General features: G+C 63.1%; 20 protein-coding genes. 11 read left to right on the top strand and 9 right to left on the bottom strand.

Annotation, left to right across the window (positions count from 1 at the left end):
- Positions 1-49 precede the first annotated feature (49 nt).
- Entirely contained in the window at positions 50-1135 is a 1086-nt protein-coding gene (locus tag RR_RS05365; RefSeq protein WP_004962710.1) for a S1C family serine protease, read from the top strand.
- Positions 1136-1172: 37 nt separating this feature from the next.
- Here RR_RS05365 and RR_RS05360 read toward each other — a convergent pair whose 3' ends face one another.
- The 4 genes from RR_RS05360 to RR_RS05345 all read right to left on the bottom strand — a co-directional run bounded on the left by RR_RS05360 (position 1173) and on the right by RR_RS05345 (position 4340).
- On the bottom strand, positions 1173-1604 hold the full coding sequence (locus tag RR_RS05360; protein WP_011222945.1) for a hypothetical protein: 432 nt from the start codon (positions 1602-1604) through the stop codon (positions 1173-1175).
- 103 nt (positions 1605-1707) lie between these two features.
- Positions 1708-2646 carry a hypothetical protein gene (locus tag RR_RS05355; protein WP_011222944.1) on the bottom strand — a complete coding sequence of 313 codons (939 nt, stop codon included), beginning with the start codon at positions 2644-2646 and terminating at the stop codon, positions 1708-1710.
- Positions 2643-3821, bottom strand: a complete 1179-nt coding sequence (gene priS, locus RR_RS05350; RefSeq protein ID WP_011222943.1) for a DNA primase small subunit PriS — start codon at positions 3819-3821, stop codon at positions 2643-2645. Before priS ends, RR_RS05355 begins: the two co-directional genes overlap by 4 nt.
- Before the next feature lie 39 nt (positions 3822-3860).
- The gene (locus tag RR_RS05345) at positions 3861-4340 is read right to left on the bottom strand and encodes a GNAT family N-acetyltransferase (protein ID WP_004962720.1); all 480 of its coding nucleotides are present in this window, start codon (positions 4338-4340) and stop codon (positions 3861-3863) included.
- A gap of 120 nt (positions 4341-4460) precedes the next feature.
- Between RR_RS05345 and RR_RS05340 the strand changes: the two genes are divergently transcribed.
- Positions 4461-5555 carry a DoxX family protein gene (locus RR_RS05340; protein WP_011222942.1) on the top strand — a complete coding sequence of 365 codons (1095 nt, stop codon included), beginning with the start codon at positions 4461-4463 and terminating at the stop codon, positions 5553-5555.
- Between the two features lie 27 nt (positions 5556-5582).
- Here the strand turns inward: RR_RS05340 and RR_RS05335 are convergent, their stop codons facing one another.
- Entirely contained in the window at positions 5583-6014 is a 432-nt protein-coding gene (locus RR_RS05335) for a type IV pilin (RefSeq protein ID WP_011222941.1), read from the bottom strand.
- Positions 6015-6104: 90 nt separating this feature from the next.
- Between RR_RS05335 and RR_RS05330 the strand changes: the two genes are divergently transcribed.
- Together RR_RS05330 and RR_RS05325 are read left to right on the top strand one after the other, a co-directional pair.
- Entirely contained in the window at positions 6105-6956 is an 852-nt protein-coding gene (locus RR_RS05330; protein WP_007188378.1) for a translation initiation factor eIF-2B, read from the top strand.
- A 102-nt stretch (positions 6957-7058) separates the two neighbouring features.
- Positions 7059-7280, top strand: coding sequence for a hypothetical protein (locus RR_RS05325; protein ID WP_011222940.1), 222 nt, complete (start codon positions 7059-7061; stop codon positions 7278-7280).
- Positions 7281-7293: 13 nt separating this feature from the next.
- Here RR_RS05325 and RR_RS05320 read toward each other — a convergent pair whose 3' ends face one another.
- A complete protein-coding gene (locus tag RR_RS05320) occupies positions 7294-7488 on the bottom strand; it encodes a hypothetical protein (protein ID WP_011222939.1) in 195 nt (64 codons plus the stop codon).
- A 125-nt stretch (positions 7489-7613) separates the two neighbouring features.
- Positions 7614-8348 carry a proteasome assembly chaperone family protein gene (locus tag RR_RS05315; RefSeq protein WP_004962736.1) on the bottom strand — a complete coding sequence of 245 codons (735 nt, stop codon included), beginning with the start codon at positions 8346-8348 and terminating at the stop codon, positions 7614-7616.
- A 77-nt stretch (positions 8349-8425) separates the two neighbouring features.
- Here RR_RS05315 and RR_RS05310 point away from each other — a divergent pair, with 77 nt between their 5' ends.
- A complete protein-coding gene (locus RR_RS05310; RefSeq protein WP_011222938.1) occupies positions 8426-9487 on the top strand; it encodes a mechanosensitive ion channel family protein in 1062 nt (353 codons plus the stop codon).
- On the opposite strand, the gene RR_RS05305 is transcribed toward RR_RS05310, so the two are convergent.
- The gene (locus RR_RS05305) at positions 9457-9903 is read right to left on the bottom strand and encodes a universal stress protein (protein WP_049938738.1); all 447 of its coding nucleotides are present in this window, start codon (positions 9901-9903) and stop codon (positions 9457-9459) included. The two genes, RR_RS05310 and RR_RS05305, sit on opposite strands and share 31 nt — an antisense overlap.
- Positions 9904-9935: 32 nt before the next feature.
- On the bottom strand, positions 9936-11300 hold the full coding sequence (locus RR_RS05300) for a bifunctional metallophosphatase/5'-nucleotidase (RefSeq protein ID WP_011222935.1): 1365 nt from the start codon (positions 11298-11300) through the stop codon (positions 9936-9938).
- A 66-nt stretch (positions 11301-11366) separates the two neighbouring features.
- Between RR_RS05300 and RR_RS05295 the strand changes: the two genes are divergently transcribed.
- The 6 genes from RR_RS05295 (at position 11367) to RR_RS05270 (ending at position 15026) form a co-directional block, all read left to right on the top strand.
- Positions 11367-11606, top strand: coding sequence for a DUF5816 domain-containing protein (locus RR_RS05295; RefSeq protein ID WP_004962750.1), 240 nt, complete (start codon positions 11367-11369; stop codon positions 11604-11606).
- Positions 11607-11816: 210 nt separating this feature from the next.
- Entirely contained in the window at positions 11817-12149 is a 333-nt protein-coding gene (locus RR_RS05290; RefSeq protein WP_049938736.1) for a DUF7116 family protein, read from the top strand.
- Positions 12150-12173: 24 nt separating this feature from the next.
- Entirely contained in the window at positions 12174-12707 is a 534-nt protein-coding gene (locus tag RR_RS05285) for a mechanosensitive ion channel domain-containing protein (protein ID WP_049938734.1), read from the top strand.
- Between the two features lie 67 nt (positions 12708-12774).
- Positions 12775-13689, top strand: coding sequence for a metal-dependent hydrolase (locus RR_RS05280; RefSeq protein WP_011222932.1), 915 nt, complete (start codon positions 12775-12777; stop codon positions 13687-13689).
- 60 nt (positions 13690-13749) lie between these two features.
- Positions 13750-14370, top strand: coding sequence for a hypothetical protein (locus RR_RS05275; protein ID WP_011222930.1), 621 nt, complete (start codon positions 13750-13752; stop codon positions 14368-14370).
- Positions 14367-15026, top strand: a complete 660-nt coding sequence (locus RR_RS05270) for a hypothetical protein (RefSeq protein ID WP_011222929.1) — start codon at positions 14367-14369, stop codon at positions 15024-15026. Before RR_RS05275 ends, RR_RS05270 begins: the two co-directional genes overlap by 4 nt.
- The last annotated feature ends 39 nt before the right edge of the window (positions 15027-15065 follow it).

Below are 15065 nucleotides of genomic sequence, written 5' to 3'. Positions count from 1 at the left end.
TAAAGAGTTCTGACCGTGCCTTTTTCGCGGCACAGACCCACGCCCCAGTATGAAACAGTCTCTCACTCGCCGGGCGATGTTAGGAGCCCTCGGGACAGCCGTCGCAGCCACGGCCGGCTGTCAGAGTCCCGGGACCGGCAGCGACTCAGGCAGTGACACCGGAGAGCAGCCGGAGTCAGCCGACGCGGTTGCACAGTCCGACAGCGTCTACACCAACGTGTATCAGGAGGTGGCCGATGCCGTCGTCTCGATCAGGGTGTACGCCGAGGACTCCCGTGGTGGGCAGGGGAGCGGCTTCCTCATTGACGACGAGCATATCGTCACGAACGAACACGTCGTTGCGGGCGGGGACGAGTACTACGTCCGCTTTGCTGACACTGGCTGGCGGACTGCCTCCGTCGTCGGCGCAGACGTGTACAGCGACCTGGCGGTCCTCCGCATCGGTGCGACCCCGGACGTGACCCCCCTCTCGTTCGTCGAGACCGAACCCACAGTCGGAACCGAAGTCGTCGCTATCGGGAACCCCTTCGGACTGTCCGGCTCAGTGTCCGCGGGCATTGTCAGTGGCGTCGACCGCACGCTCCAGAGCGCCAACAACTTCTCCATCGCCGATGCGGTCCAGACCGACGCGCCGGTCAACCCCGGCAACAGCGGGGGGCCGCTCGTCACGCTTGAGGGTGACGTGGTCGGTGTCATCAACTCAGGTGGCGGCGACAACGTCGCGTTCGCCATCTCCGCCCCGCTCACCCAACGCGTCGTGCCGTCGCTCATCCAGACCGGCGACTACGACCACCCGTACATGGGTGTTGGACTCCGGAGTGTGTCGCCGCGAGTCGCTGAGGCGAACAATCTGGACCCCGGGTCGGGAGTGTATATCACTCGTGTGGTCAGTGATGGTCCGGCGGCGGGCGTTCTGCAGGGAAGCGATGGGGAGACGACGATTTCGGGGACAGCAATTCCCACTGGCGGTGACGTGGTCAGACAGATGGACGACACCCCGACGCCGACGCGGCAGGCGCTGGGGAGCTTTCTTGCACTGGAGACCAGCCCCGGCGAGACGGTCGACGTACTGGTCGAGCGCGACGGCGCACAGGAAACAGTCGAACTCACGCTCGGGACCAGACCGGAGCCGTAACGAACGTCGGCAGCCGAATCTGCTGTCCAGACCGCGGTTACTGCGTCTGGACCTCACCCAGTTCGCTACGGCTGCCACCGGCCACGAGGTAGCCGACGGCGGCGGCAAGCGGCAGTGTCACTGGGAGCCCCGCAATAAGCAGGCTGATACCGAGACTCCTACCGAGGACCACGTAGAGCCCAACGCCGGCCGCGGTGACCGTGACGAAGTCCGCAATGGTCGCCAGCGCTGCCAGCCGAAGGCGAACAGCGCGCCCGGAAACCGTACCGGCGGCCGCCTGATCGCGGTGCCACAGCAGGACGTAACTGGCAAACAGCGCGGTCAGGCCGGCCGACACACCCACGGGAAGTCCGATGAGCAGCGAGAACTCTATCTGTGGTTCGAAGCCAGCGGTCACCACGACGGTCGTGACAGCAAATACGAGTGCACCGAGGAGCAGGGCAACAACGATGCGGACGTGCGTGTTCATACGTATCAACTGAACGACTGTATATAAATAGTCCGCCGCTGCCGCAGAACAGGGTATCCAGCGGCGTTTCACACAGCGGCCCGTTCGCCCCCGTCGCGTCGGCTTATTCTAACGGCTCGGCGGCGTCCTGTTCGACTAGCGGGTCGGCGTTGTCGGCCGGCAGCGTCACCACGTCGTCCGTCGAAAGGTCGTACTCGCGCTGGTCGACGCCGAATATCTCGCCCACGTCGTCCGTGATGCGGACCGTGCGCCGGTCTACGTCGGCGGCCCCCGTGTCAGCACTGGCTGGTGACTGCGTTCCGCCGTCAGCCTGCGTCGGGTCCGCCGCAGGGCCGGAGGTCGACTCAGCACTCTGTTCAGCTGGCGGGGCAGGAACGTCGTCGCCGGCCGGCACGTCCGCCGGGTCAGTCTGGCCGTCAGCCGTGGGGTTGCTGCCCGTGTCCAGCTCGGGCGGCGGCGTTGGTGCGTCGGAATCCGCTGCTGGCGGGGACTGGTCCCCACCGCTGCCCATCATGTCAGCCGCGTCAACGCCGGTGTCCGGCGTCGACTGCTCGGGCTCACCGGCTGTCGCCTCGTCTGCCGTCTGTTGTGGGTCCGGGTCAGGGGCCTGTCGCTCGCCCGAGTTCGGCTCGTCGCCGACCGCGCCGGTCGGAGCCTCGCCCGCGATCACATTGAGGACGTGGCCTCGGTTGGATTCGATGGCCTCAACCATCGTCTCGAACAGGTCTCGTTCCTCCTGTGTGAGACCATCGTCCTCGGTCGGCATGTCCGCCGCGGCCAGCGACGCCATTTTGACAATTTTGCCCACGCGCCGTTCGTAGACCGCTTCGACGGTCTGTTCTGCGGTCTTGATGTCGTCCGTCAGGCGGTTGACCTCGGGCGAGTCGAAGGGGTCCTCGGCGCGCTCGGCCGCGCGGTCGCGCTCCGACCGAAGCTGTTGAATGAACTGCCCGGCGTCCTCGTAGAACGTCTCGCGCAGCTGCTGGAGCTGGTCGGTCTGGCGTTCCCGCGATTGGACGGACTGTAGCTCGTCTACGTTCATTCCTTCCCCTTCTCAGCACGCCCGCGGGCCATGAGAAACACGCCCACGTGCTCTGGTACAGTCTGATTACCCGCCTCCAGTGTAAAGCTATCGCCATCCAGTTCGACGAGGCCGCCGTCGGTCACCTCAACGGTGATGTCGTGGCCCCGGAACGTCTCCGGGACAGGGTCGACCAGCGGGTCGAACGCATCGAGGTCGTCGCGGTCGATTCGTTGAACCTCCAGCCCGCTGCCGCCGTGCAGCGAGCCGGGCAGGCGGATGAGCCGGTTCGTGTCCGTCGTCACCGGTTCGTCGATCGGTGCGTTGTCCGCCGCGACGACCTCGTGGAGCAGAATCTTCGCCAGCTGGTAGAACGCCGGATGCACGTCGATGTTGCCGGCTTCCAGTTGCTCGTAGTTCGACCGGGCGGCGTTCAGTGCCGCCGTCGCCTTCCCCTCGCCGATGCCGTCGTACTCCTGCAGTTGTTCGAGCGCGTCGGCCTCCTCCATCGCGAGCAGGTCATCGACGACGGCGAGCATGTGTCGGTGGGCGCGGGCGCTCCAGCCGCCTTCCGTCGAGAGTGTCCGTTTCTGGGCCGGACTGGACCGACCAGCCGTGCCGGCGACGGATTCCTCGTCGACGAGTTCGTCGAACTCCAGCCCGATGCCGCGGACGTAGTCGACAACCTCCCGGCGCGCGTCCCGCTCCAGGTGGCGGATACGCTCGTCACGGACGTGGACGTGGTAGCCCCGGCCACCGGAGAAGACGATAGTCAGGTCATCGAAGCCGAAATCGTCTTCCAGAAAGTCGAGCAGCCTGCGCAACGCGTCCTTGCACTTTGCGAGCATCTCGGCGTAGCTGTCCTCGCCCAGCACTACGGAGGGTAGGTGGTCGGCGTCGAGGTCGAACACGAGGTCAGAGGAGCGCCAGCCCTTGTCCGACATCGTCGAGGCGCTCGGCTCGTCGTAGCGGCCCGCGGAGAAGTAGACGTGGCGGGGCTTTCGGCGGCCGAGGAAGTCCTCGATTTCGCCGAGGTCCAGCAGCGAGCGATGGCGGACCATCGTCTCACCGGGGCCTTCAGTCCATGGGATGAACCCCCATTCACGTTCGTTCGCGGCCGGCGGCGGCGTTACGGACGCCTGTCGGTAGTGATCGCCGAACCGGCCACGGAGGTACGCTCGGGTCCGCTCTTCCATCGGCTACCTCGTTGGGGAGGTCCCTTGAAAAGCGTTCGCTTAGCCGCGCAGGAACTTCGACAGCTTGTCCGTAATCGAGTCCTCGCCGAGTTTGAGGTAGTAGGCGTCGCCGCCGTCCTCGTAGTAGTTGTCGATGCGCCGCGTGATCTCGAAGCCGATGTGTTTGTAGAACCCGAGTGCCTCCCGATTCGTCGCCCGGGCGTGACAGGTCACGCTGCCGTAGTCCTCGGCGACGCGGGCCACCAGCCGCTTGCCGAAGCCGTGACCCCTGTACTCGTCACCGACTGCGAGAAAGAGAATGTAGCCGTCGCGTCGAACCGCGGCGAAGCCGATGAGGCGGTCTTTGGAGCGGTCGATGTAGAGATAGGTGGTCGACCGTCGGTAGGCGTCGCGAAAGAACCCCCGTCGCTGCCGAAGAACGCCGTCGGACTCCCGGATGTCTTCCTTGAGCCGCCACGCCGCGTCGACGTGTTCGTCGTCCCCGCGTTCGACGATCTGTGTCTCGATGTTGACGCTCACTGCCGTATAAGTAGTGGAGGCGTGGATATAATTCCACCGCCTACAGAGAGGGGTGTCTAAGCGTCCAGTTTCACGGACCGGACGAACAGGATTAGGTAGATAGCGCACAAATTCTCAGGTATGGACACGCGTATACCGAGTTTTATCGGCACTGTCGCGCTCGTGCTCACGCTCCTTTCGCGACCTGCGGCGGCACACGTCGACTACGTGACGGAAGGGCCGGGCGAGGCCCTTGATGCAGTGGCGTTTGCGATATCCGTGCTATCGAACCCGGTGAATGCGGCCGTTTTCGGCATCTCGGGACTGGCTGTGACTGGCGGCCTCGCGGCGTATCTCTGGGTCCGACCGACGATTGCAGACATCGTCATCCTTCGGGACGTGCTCGTCGGCTACGCAGACCTCGTCCCGTGGATGCTCCGACTCAGCGTGGGGCTGCCACTCGTCGGTGCCGGTTTTCAGGGGTATCTGTTCGCCCCGACGGTGACGTTTGACCCCGCAACGAGCCCGGTCGTCCGCATCCTGTTTATCGGGCTGGGGTTCACACTCCTGTTCGGACTTGCGACCCGTATTGTCACGACGATTGGGCTGGTGACCTTCGGCTGGGCGCTGAGCGTTGACCCCGGTGTCGTACTCGCCATGGAGTACGTGCCGGCCTTTCTGGCACTGTTGATTCTTGGCGGTGGTCGTCCGAGCGCGGACCATATGCTCCAGCGGGTCGCCAGCACTGACGGGACCTACTACGGTCGCGTTGACCCGGTGCACCATCTCAAGGGGTTTCTGGACACAACAACGGCAACGTATCGTGAGTACGTCCCAGTCATCATCCGAGTCGGCATGGGTGTGACGTTCATCTATCTCGGACTGTTCCAGAAACTCGCTGAACCCGGACAGGCGCTTCTGGTCGTCGAAAAGTACAATCTCACCGCCGTCGTCCCCGTCGACCCTGGCATGTGGGTGCTCGGTGCTGGCCTGACTGAGATGCTGGTCGGCCTAGTGCTGATATTCGGCTTCATGACCCGCGGAGCCGCGGCTGTCTCCTTTGTCCTGTTCACCACGACGCTGTTCGGCCTGCCTGACGACCCGGTACTCGCACACATCACGCTGTTCGGAATGGCCTCGGCGGTGTTCACGATGGGTGCCGGGCCGCTCTCATTCGATGACTGGTTCGGTCGGCCGGCACAGAGCGACCGGGAGACCGTCGTCTCGGCGGACTGAGCCGGGTTGAAACGCTGACCGTGCTGGTCAGTTCGTGCCGTTCCACTGGTCCAGCTGGGTCCGATTCCCGCTCGCGTTATGATAGATCGTGATTGTGTCCTGTGCCCTCACCTGTTGCTGATAGGCACTCCCGCTGCTCAATTGCACAACATCGCCGGGTCCGACAGTTGCCTCCGAGTCTCGGCCAGCCACTTCTGCCCAAGTAACCCGATTGTCAGGGCCCTGAATGTCGACGTTCCCAGCTTTGAACTCGTCGCCGCGTTCGTGTGTGACGATAAGGACTTGATTATCTGAGATGTAGTCGTAGCTGTAATTCGCCTGCGGGCCGCCGCCGTCGTCGTCCTCGATGACGAGGACGTTCAGCCCGACAATAGCCGTGACGAGTAGCGTCAGTCCGATGAGGACGGCGACGCCGATGCCCTCTGTCATCCCGACTGTCTCAGTCCTAAACTGTCCCATAGCCGTCTATCACTCCTAATGTGAGACGGCGTTAAATGCTGTTCGACGGCGAGGGGAAGACACATATCGGTTCAACTCACAGCCACCGGTATGATAGACGAGACTGTCGAGGAGATCTCGGAGATGCAGACCCACAGTTCCTCCGTGGTCGCAGTCAAAGCCGCCCAGGCGCTCCGGGACCTGACTGACAGGGAGTACCCGACGGTCGAGGATTACCTCCGTTCGCTCGACCGGAACAGCAGCGCCCTCCGGCGAGCGAACCCCTCACACGCCTCCCTCCATACGACCCAGCACCGGATCGTGAACACCGTCTCGGATGCGGAGCCCGACGACGTGGCGGCCGCCAAGGAACTGACCAACGAGGCTATCGACGACGTTATCGACTCGGTGGAGTCGTCAAAAGACCGCGCCGCTGCCCGCGCCGTGTCGGAGATCGCCGATGACGACGTGCTGTTGACGCATGACTTCTCCTCGACCGTCCTTGCGGCCATCGACGACGCCATCGAAGCCGGCCACAGCTTCGAGGTGTACGTTACGGAGTCCCGACCGCGCTTCCTCGGTCGAAAGATGACGCGCCACCTTTCCGACCGGGACGGGGTCGACGTGACGCTTATCGTCGACAGCGCCGCCGGGCACTTCATGCCAGAGGTCGACCGCGTGCTCGTCGGCATGGACTGCATCGTCGACGACACGCTGTACAACCGCATCGGCACGTATCCGATTGCGACGGCGGCGGCGGACAACGACGTTCCGGTGACGGTCGTCGGGGCCGCCGCAAAGTACGTCGACGGGGCATTCGCCTTCGAAAACGAGATTCGGCCACTGTCGGAGGTGCTCCGGGAGCCGGCAGACGGATTCGAGGTCGCAAACCCGGCCTACGACGCCACGCCGACGCACCTGCTGGATACAGTTGTCACTGACGACGGGGTCCACGAGTACTGAGACTGCTGTACGTTCGTTCCGGCATCACTGGCCAGCAGGGCGGGTCCCGGCAACGGAAACCGGGGTCGAAGGTTCTTGTTGCTGGCAGTGAAGAAGCCACGTATGGACGACACTGCCCTCCTCCGCCAGACGATCCGTCGGTGTACCGCCGTGCTCGTTGCAACGCTTGCCACTGTTGGTGTGAGTCTGCAGCGTTCTTCAGGAGCGGGTTTCTTGCTCATACTGGCCGTTATCTCAGTGGTGTATCTCGCCGTTGAGTTCATCAAAGTGAGTCCGCCCGCTGAGAGTCTTGGCGGCTCCTCGTCTACAGAGGATGAGGAGTAATTACGTAGTGGTCCTACCGCTGTTGGACGACGGTGTCACAGTCCGGACACCGGAGTAACAAACTGTTCTCGGTTGCTTCGGCTGTCCAGTCGCCAGTCACTGCGCTCTCGTGACCGCAGTCGGGACAGAACAGCGAGGTCTTGGACCGCGTCTGTGGTGGTGGGTCTGAGTCGACCGCGCTGGTCGTGTAGATTTCGGTGGAGGTCATCAAAGAAAAGAACGCGCTGTAGGCTCAAAAATGTGTCGGCAGAATGTTTGATTGTTCACGCATAATGTGGAATTAGTATAGTTTAAATCCCAGTAAATGTGGACACTCGTGCCAAATTTTACCCTTCACATGTACATTCGGTCATCAGCGAACTGGTCGGAATCGGCGGCGTCCATCCGTTCTGCAAGTGCCTGATAGTGGGCCTCGATGTTCGCAGCGAAGTTCTCCAGTGGACCAGTGTCAATCTGGATCGAGTGGCTCTCTTTCAACGCAGTGAGCAGTCTGATTGCGGCCGCTGCGTCGGGCGCTTGTGGGTGGGTTGGCGTCGTGAACACACCGGTTGGAAGCGACTCATCGATTCCGCGCGTGACTAGCTCGGCACTCAGTCCGTCGAGGAACCCGTTTCCCATTGGTCTGATGTCGGTGTCGTTGAGATACGATTCCTGATACATCGGCGTTGCAATGTAGAACGGGACGTGGTCGTCCGGGCCGTGTGCGATGGGGACGCCGGTGAGCATCGTAATGTCTGAAACCCCCAGTTTTCTCCCCGCGGTCGCAATTGCGCCAGCGAGCGATCCGGCCTGAGCCGGCGGCACGAACCGCTCACCCACTAAGACAGCAAACGACGACGCCTCATCGACATACAGCCGTGTGTGATGTCTCGGGGTCCCGTTCTCGAAAGGGGTACTGAACGGCGGCTCCGACGTCCGCAGATGGCCGACTTCGCGCATCGAGTGCTGGTCAGCGAGATAATCGACGGCTGTGAGGCCGGCCAGGCCGTACTCAGAGACACCGACTGCCAGCGTATCTACCGGTGGTCGGTCGTCTGAGAGGACCACCGAGATGTCATCTGAAGACATATTATCTCAAACAGAGTGAGATGGCTAAGTAGTTCGGGAGGGGAATCCTTTTCTCGTGGCGGGATTGATTCCATGTCATGCGTTTTGGCCCTGTCTGGCCGTTGCAGACACCCACTCCGACGCCGACCGAAGCCGCGACGGAAGTGGCGACAGAGGTAGCCACTGACATCGGTGGATTGCTCCCCTTCGAAATCCCGATGTGGATTGCCAACATCGGGAAATCCCTGATCGTCATCGGGCTGGCAATTGTCGTTTCCCGCGTTCTCGTCCGTCTTCTGGGTCGGCGCGTCGCTCAGCAGTTCCGGCGGCCAAGTCTCACTCGAACAGCGCTTCGCGGCATCCGTGCCGGTGTGTACATTTTCGCGTTGCTGACCATTCTGGGCATTTACGGTCTGCAACTGGGTGATATTGCACTCTCCGTCACTGTGTTTTCTGCCGTGGTTGGTGTCGTGCTGGCCCCGATTCTCGGGGGCCTGATCTCTGGCGTCTTCTTGCTGGCTGACCAGCCATACGAGATCGGTGATATGATCGAACTCGCCGACACTGGCCAGCGAGGGTTCGTCGAAGATATCACACTCAGACACACCAAAGTGTTCACCCTTGACAACACGTTTCTCGTCATCCCCAACGGGGAGATTCGCCAGCGGGATGTCGTCAACTACTCGGCAGAGGACTCACGAACGCGGCTGTCGCTTGACGTAATGGTCACCTACGAGAGTGACATCGCCGTCGCGCGGAGCCTCATCGAAGCGGCGGCCCGGGAAGTGGACAACGTCATCTCCGGCGGGCCGGACATCCGCGTCGGTGCGGCCCGGTACCCCGCCTCGCCGACGGTGTATATCAACAATTTCGCCGACCACGGCGTGTTGCTGACATTACGGTACTGGGTGACCGAACCGTACAAGCTGCTTGCTGCCCGCTCGAGAGTCCAGACGAACGTCTGGCGGCGGCTCGAAGACGCAAATGTCGAAATCGCCTATCCACACTCCCACCTGTACTTCGACGACACCAGCGGGGAGATGAACGTCTCACTCACCAACGGATTGGGCGGGCTTGACGGCGTTGACCGGTCCCACACGGCCACCGGAGACGCGCCGGTCCCGCCGCGTCAGGATCCCGATGAACTCGGCGACGAGTGACGGCTGGACTGGGCATCCGGCTGGGCGGTGACGATTTCGCAGTCGAGTTCCTCGCGAAGGAACTGTTCGACATCGGGGTCGTCGACCAGCCGTCGGATCATCTGTCGCCAGCGACTCGCCTGTTTGCTCCCGATGACGACGATATCGGCGTCCTGTGCAGCGACCTCATCGAGGATCGTCTCTTCGACCAGCATCCCCGACCGGACGACGTACCGCGTCCGCGGGACGTGGCCGAACGCCTGCTCGACGGCGCGTTTGAGCTCTGTCCGGTCGACGTGGTGGCTATTCTGGTATAGATTTACGTGGAGGACGGTGAGGTCCGCATCTTCCGCGTCGGCGATCTGAATGGCCTCCGCGAGCGTGGCTCGGGAGTTCTCCGAGAGTGGGTATCTGACCGGGACGACGACCTGTGGCATCGGCGGAACGTACCGCGCCGAGGTTTAAATCGCTAGCGACGAGTGAGTCGTCCGTCGACCGCCGGGGCGATGTCCGTCTCGCGGACGTAGTCGGCCAGCGCCCTGTACTGTACGTCGGCGACGCTGACCCGGTGGGATTCGGTGAGGATCGGGAACTCCAGTTCGGTGTAGTAGAGGTAGTTGCTCGTCGCGAGCGTGTACGTCTCGGTGTCGCGGACCGGTCGCCCGTCGACCTGCAGTCGCTCGATGATTTGTGTATCATCGTTCCAGACCAGTTCGACGCCGCTGAAATGGGCGTGCCACCAGTCCGGCTCGCCGAACGCGACCTGTTGCCCGCTCCCCTGTCGACACAGCGTCCGGAGCTCCGCCCCCGTCAGTTCGGCGACTGTCAGGGGTTCCTCGAAGGGGACGACAGAAACCATATCGGCGACCGTCAGCGCCCCATCGAGCGGAACCGTGTCGTTTCGGAGACCGCCGCTGTTCTGGAGGGCCACATCTGCGCCCGTCGCCCATCGGTACGCGTCCGCAACGAGGTTGCCGAGCCGACACTCGCCGCCGTAGGTCGTCGCCTGACTACGGTCGATGGGGTCGGCGGCGTGACCGATAACCTCGTGCAGTCCCGCTGCGGAGAGCCTGTCTTCGATTGCCGCCGCGACGCGGTCATCGAGAGGGCCATCAGCTGTCTCGCGGAACTGTGCAGTCGGTTCCGGTCCGGCAAGGTCGACCTCAACGACGGTCCGGCCGTTGGCTCCTGGTCTGGTGAGCAGCGTCCCGTCGAGACGGTCGATGCGGCGCTCGTGGACGTGCCCGCCGAGGATTACGTCCACGTCGCAGGCGCGGGCCAGTTTCTCGTCAATCCGGCCCAGATGTGAGAGCACGACAACAGCCTCCGCCCCGGCGTCCCGAAGCGCTGTGGCCGCCTCGCTGACAGCCTCGAACGGATCTGTGAACGTCAGCGTCGTCGCCTGTGGATTGGCCGAGGCCGTGTCCGGGCTGGTGACACCGACGAAGCCGACTTGCACTCCGTCGACGATCCGGTTCGCCCACGGTCGGGTCAATCGTCTGGCAAACCGCTCGCCGTCCTGTTCGACGTTCGCAGTCAGCCACGCCTGTGGCGACCGTGCGATAATCTCCCGCGTCATCGCGAGTCCGTGGTCGAAATCGTGGTTCCCCAGCGTCTCGAACGCGGGCGTCAGCGCAGTGAAGAGGTCGAGCGACTGCTCGCCGTCGGTGACCAGCGACAGCACTCCCGGACCGGTGTTGTCTCCGGTGCCGACCACCAGCGCATCCGGGCCGTCAGCGGCGGCGACTGTCCCCGCAAACCGCCCGATTCGCTCGGGTGTATCGTACGCTTTCTCCACGTCGGAGTAGTGGATGATCCGGGGACTCACACCCATAGTGCAGGGGAACCAGCCATTAATGGTTTCCGCAGTGATTTAGCCGCTGGCGCGTCATGAGTCCGTATGGACGCACTCGACGGTCCCGATGGAGAGACGCTGTACGTCGACCGGAGCGACGGCGACACCGGTACGAAAGGCGCGTTTTACGTCGTCTACCGCGACGCCGACCGCGAGCGCCGCTGGGGCTACTTCTGTAGCAACTGCGAGACGTTCAACAACGCGATGGACTCGATGGGACGCATCCGCTGTAACGACTGTTCGAACCTCCGCAAAGCCGAAGAGTGGGACGCCGCTCACGAGTAGTAGTCGGCCTGCGCGGCCGAACTGCCTACGCCGGCCACTGAGCTAGGTCTACCCCAGCCCCTGTGCCGAGTCGAATCACCCACCAAGCGTCCCTGTCTCACTGGTAGCGCTGCCGATTTCGTTTGTTTCCCTGGCCGTTTCCCCAGGCGAACTGTCAACAGCATGGCCAGTGGGAACGTTTATCAGATAGCCAGTGGTACTGGATCTCAGATGGGGGCCGTTACCACATCACTCGACGAGCAGGCCCGGTCGATATTCGACGACCTCGGATACACCGTGTCGCGCACTGGCACCGAACTGCGAGCGGAACGCGACTGGCGCGTCGTCACTGTCACAGTGCTCAACTCGCAGGACCCGATACCCGAGGGCGGCGACTTGCGTTGTTTCGTCACACGCACCGACGATGCGACGCACCTCAGCCGCCGCCTCAATCGGCAGGACGTATCCTATGACTGGGCTGTCATCGGGATTACTGAGGACGGCGACTACGAGGTGGTCCGTCACCCCGGCGATACAGCCATGTCGGCTGACGCCAACACTTAGGGGCCTCTCCCTTCACCATCCGGCGTGCAAGTCGGTGTCATCAATCAAGCGCTCGAACAGCTAGTTACGAACGTTATTGACGCACTTCCGCGCCTCATAACCGCGTTCGTCTTTCTTGCGATCGCTGCGGTAGGCATCAAAGCGATCATGTTCGTTGTCCGGGCCGTTCTGAAACGGTCGCTGCCCGGCGAATCCCCCGTGTACCGACAGTTTCTGTCGGTGATCGTACTCGTGTTCCTGTGGTTCGGCGTGGCGCTATCCTTCCTCTCTATCGTCGGCCTGACCGCCATCGCCGCGTCGCTGGGCACGGCGACCGGATTCCTCGCGCTTGGCGTCTCATACGCGCTATCGGAGATGATCAAGGACGCTGTTGCCGGCGTCTACCTCCTCCGTGACCCCGATTTCAACCCCGGCGACACCGTCAAAGCCGGCGACACCACCGGGGAGGTGGCCGCCATCGAACTCCGGAAGACGCGGTTCCGCGTCGACGGTGACACCGTTGTCAGGGCCAACGCGGCCATCGAAGAACGCTGGACGAAAGTCGAGTCCGAGTCCTGAGCGAGGGTGAGGGCCGCGCTACCCGTTCACACGTGGTGTTTAAGCCTATCGACATCATATTCGACGTATGTTCGTCGGCCACGCGCTACTTGCGTTCGCCCTCGGCGCCCTCGCCGCGTGGTGGCTTGGGCTCTCCCGTGAGCGAGCGGTCCAGTTGGGCGTCATCGCCGGCCTGTTCGCCGCAGTTCCCGACGTTGATATCGTCTACGCCCCCTTCGGGCTACTCGTCGGGGCCGCCGAGAACCTGACGGCCGACGGCTTCTGGGAAACAGCAAACGTCGTCCACCGTGGGCCGACACACTCGCTCCTGTTAGGGGCGGCACTCGCCGCCGCCGCCGGCCTCTGGGCCAGTAACTCGCGGGCTACCCGAATCGGGTCGCTGTCCATCGGCGCCGTACTGACCGTTCTCACGGGCGCAGTCAGCGGTCCCATCGCAGGACTCGTGATGCTCGTGTTCGTTCTGGCCGTACTAGGTGTCGCCACAGTCGCACAGTCCCGCGATGTCAGCCCCCGGACGGTGACCGGGCTAGCGCTACTGGGACTCCTTACTCACCCGTTCGGCGACCTCTTCACCGGCGGCCCGCCCCCGTTCTTCTACCCCTTCGACGTGACACTCGTCGCCGAGCGGGTGATGCTCCACCCCGACCCGACCACGCACCTTCTGGCGGCGTTCGCTATCGAACTTGCGACGGTGTGGCTCGCCGTGTGGACGTACGTCCACCTCCGCGGCTACACGCTGACCGGACTCGTCCGTCCGCGGGCAGCGCTGGGACTGGGGTATGCAGCAGCCATCCTGTTCATGCCCGCACCGACGCTCGAACAGTCCGCGCACTTCGTGTTCAGCGTCCTCGCACTGGGCGTCGTCGGCGCACCGACCCGGCCCTTCAGTGACGGTGTCGACTGGCTGGAGACGGTCGTGACGGGGCTGGCGGCAGTGTCTATCGCTGCGCTCGCGTATGCCATGGCGTATGGCGCTATCTGAAACAATCCCCGCGCCGATATCGGTCGATAGGGTTTTTCCAGTCGCGACTCACCAGCCAATATGAGCCGAGACGTGGCGCGGTTGCTCCGGGACAGGCGCGTCAACGCCATCGCGGCGTGGTGCATCGTCGCTATGCTCGCGGCCGTTTCGGTGACAAGTGCCGTTCAGGCCGACCTGTTGTGGGCCGGATTCGCGGCGGCCGTTGCGGCGTTGGCGCTCTTTCCGCCAGTTCTATTGCGCAACCGGGACGCCATGCTGCCCTGGGAAATCCTCTTGCTGGCGGCGTCACCCGTTGTCGGCCGGCTGTTTGCGACGCTCTCGATGACCGGTAATCTCGCGACGTATCTCTCGGTTGCCGCCATCGCGCTCATTCTCGCCGTCGAACTCCAGCTCTTTACCCCTGTCCGGATGACGCCCCGGTTCGCCGTCGTCTTTGTGGCCATCACCACGATGGCTACCGCCGGCGTCTGGGCCGTCGTCCGCTGGGTAGCCGACCAGTTTCTCGGGACCACCTTCATCCTCGATCCGACGGTGTCCGAACACGTCATCGAGGAAGCGATAATGTGGGAGTTCGTCGCATCGACCATCGCCGGCATCGGTGCCGGGGTGGTTTTCGCGTACTACGTCCGCCGGCAGGCTGGGACCAGCCGCGTCCCCGAGGAGGTCCAGCCTGACCTATGAGGGTCCGTGACCGCTTCAGCATCAGCACGGCGACACAGCAACGGCTCTCGCGAAGTCTGTCACTGGCTCTCATCGGCCTATTCGCAGTTGGTATCGAGCGGGGCAACGTCGGCATCATCGTCAATTCGGGCGTCGCCATCCTCGTCACGCAACTCCCGGCGCTGCTAGAACGGGACTATGGCATTGCACTCGACCCCGCGCTGACGCTGTGGATTACCTCGGCGGCGTTCTTCCACGCGCTCGGGACTGTTGGCCTCCCGGGGTCCGAGGAGAATTTCTACGTCAGTATCTGGTGGTGGGACCACTTCACCCACGCCCTCTCGTCATCAGTTGTCGCCGCAGTCGGGTACACGACCGTTCGTGCGCTCGACGAGCACACTGACGAGATCTCGATTCCCTCGCGGTTCATGTTCGTGTTCCTCCTCCTGTTCGTGATGGCCTTCGGCGTGCTCTGGGAGGTCATCGAGTTCTCGATTACGCTTGCTGCCTCGGCGACCGGGAACGACACGATTCTGACACAGTTCGGGCTCAGCGACACGATGCTCGACCTCGTGTTTGACGCTATCGGAGCCATTATCGTGGCTATCTGGGGGACAGCACACCTCACTGACGTGGTCGGTCACGTCGAGACACTGCTGAACCGGCAGTCGCAGTGACCTGTCCGTACTTTTATCACATATCTGTGTGAACAAATA

The sequence above is a fragment of the Haloarcula marismortui ATCC 43049 genome (assembly GCF_000011085.1).
GTDB lineage: Archaea > Halobacteriota > Halobacteria > Halobacteriales > Haloarculaceae > Haloarcula > Haloarcula marismortui.
The sequence above is the reverse complement of the archived record's forward strand: the minus strand, read 5'-3'. Positions and strand labels throughout refer to the sequence as shown.

Bases quoted from the DNA above. Each gene is read 5' to 3' on its own strand.
- RR_RS05330 (WP_007188378.1), top strand. From the start codon at position 6,105: ATGATAGACGAGACTGTCGAGGAGATCTCGGAGATGCAGACCCACAGT.
- RR_RS05315 (WP_004962736.1), bottom strand. From the start codon at position 8,348: ATGTCTTCAGATGACATCTCGGTGGTCCTCTCAGACGACCGACCACCG.
- RR_RS05275 (WP_011222930.1), top strand. From the start codon at position 13,750: ATGAGCCGAGACGTGGCGCGGTTGCTCCGGGACAGGCGCGTCAACGCC.
- RR_RS05360 (WP_011222945.1), bottom strand. From the start codon at position 1,604: ATGAACACGCACGTCCGCATCGTTGTTGCCCTGCTCCTCGGTGCACTC.
- RR_RS05320 (WP_011222939.1), bottom strand. From the start codon at position 7,488: ATGACCTCCACCGAAATCTACACGACCAGCGCGGTCGACTCAGACCCA.
- RR_RS05270 (WP_011222929.1), top strand. From the start codon at position 14,367: ATGAGGGTCCGTGACCGCTTCAGCATCAGCACGGCGACACAGCAACGG.
- RR_RS05310 (WP_011222938.1), top strand. From the start codon at position 8,426: ATGCGTTTTGGCCCTGTCTGGCCGTTGCAGACACCCACTCCGACGCCG.
- RR_RS05280 (WP_011222932.1), top strand. From the start codon at position 12,775: ATGTTCGTCGGCCACGCGCTACTTGCGTTCGCCCTCGGCGCCCTCGCC.
- RR_RS05305 (WP_049938738.1), bottom strand. From the start codon at position 9,903: ATGCCACAGGTCGTCGTCCCGGTCAGATACCCACTCTCGGAGAACTCC.
- RR_RS05325 (WP_011222940.1), top strand. From the start codon at position 7,059: ATGGACGACACTGCCCTCCTCCGCCAGACGATCCGTCGGTGTACCGCC.
- priS (WP_011222943.1), bottom strand. From the start codon at position 3,821: ATGGAAGAGCGGACCCGAGCGTACCTCCGTGGCCGGTTCGGCGATCAC.
- RR_RS05300 (WP_011222935.1), bottom strand. From the start codon at position 11,300: ATGGGTGTGAGTCCCCGGATCATCCACTACTCCGACGTGGAGAAAGCG.
- RR_RS05355 (WP_011222944.1), bottom strand. From the start codon at position 2,646: ATGAACGTAGACGAGCTACAGTCCGTCCAATCGCGGGAACGCCAGACC.
- RR_RS05365 (WP_004962710.1), top strand. From the start codon at position 50: ATGAAACAGTCTCTCACTCGCCGGGCGATGTTAGGAGCCCTCGGGACA.
- RR_RS05290 (WP_049938736.1), top strand. From the start codon at position 11,817: ATGGGGGCCGTTACCACATCACTCGACGAGCAGGCCCGGTCGATATTC.
- RR_RS05335 (WP_011222941.1), bottom strand. From the start codon at position 6,014: ATGGGACAGTTTAGGACTGAGACAGTCGGGATGACAGAGGGCATCGGC.
- RR_RS05295 (WP_004962750.1), top strand. From the start codon at position 11,367: ATGGACGCACTCGACGGTCCCGATGGAGAGACGCTGTACGTCGACCGG.
- RR_RS05340 (WP_011222942.1), top strand. From the start codon at position 4,461: ATGGACACGCGTATACCGAGTTTTATCGGCACTGTCGCGCTCGTGCTC.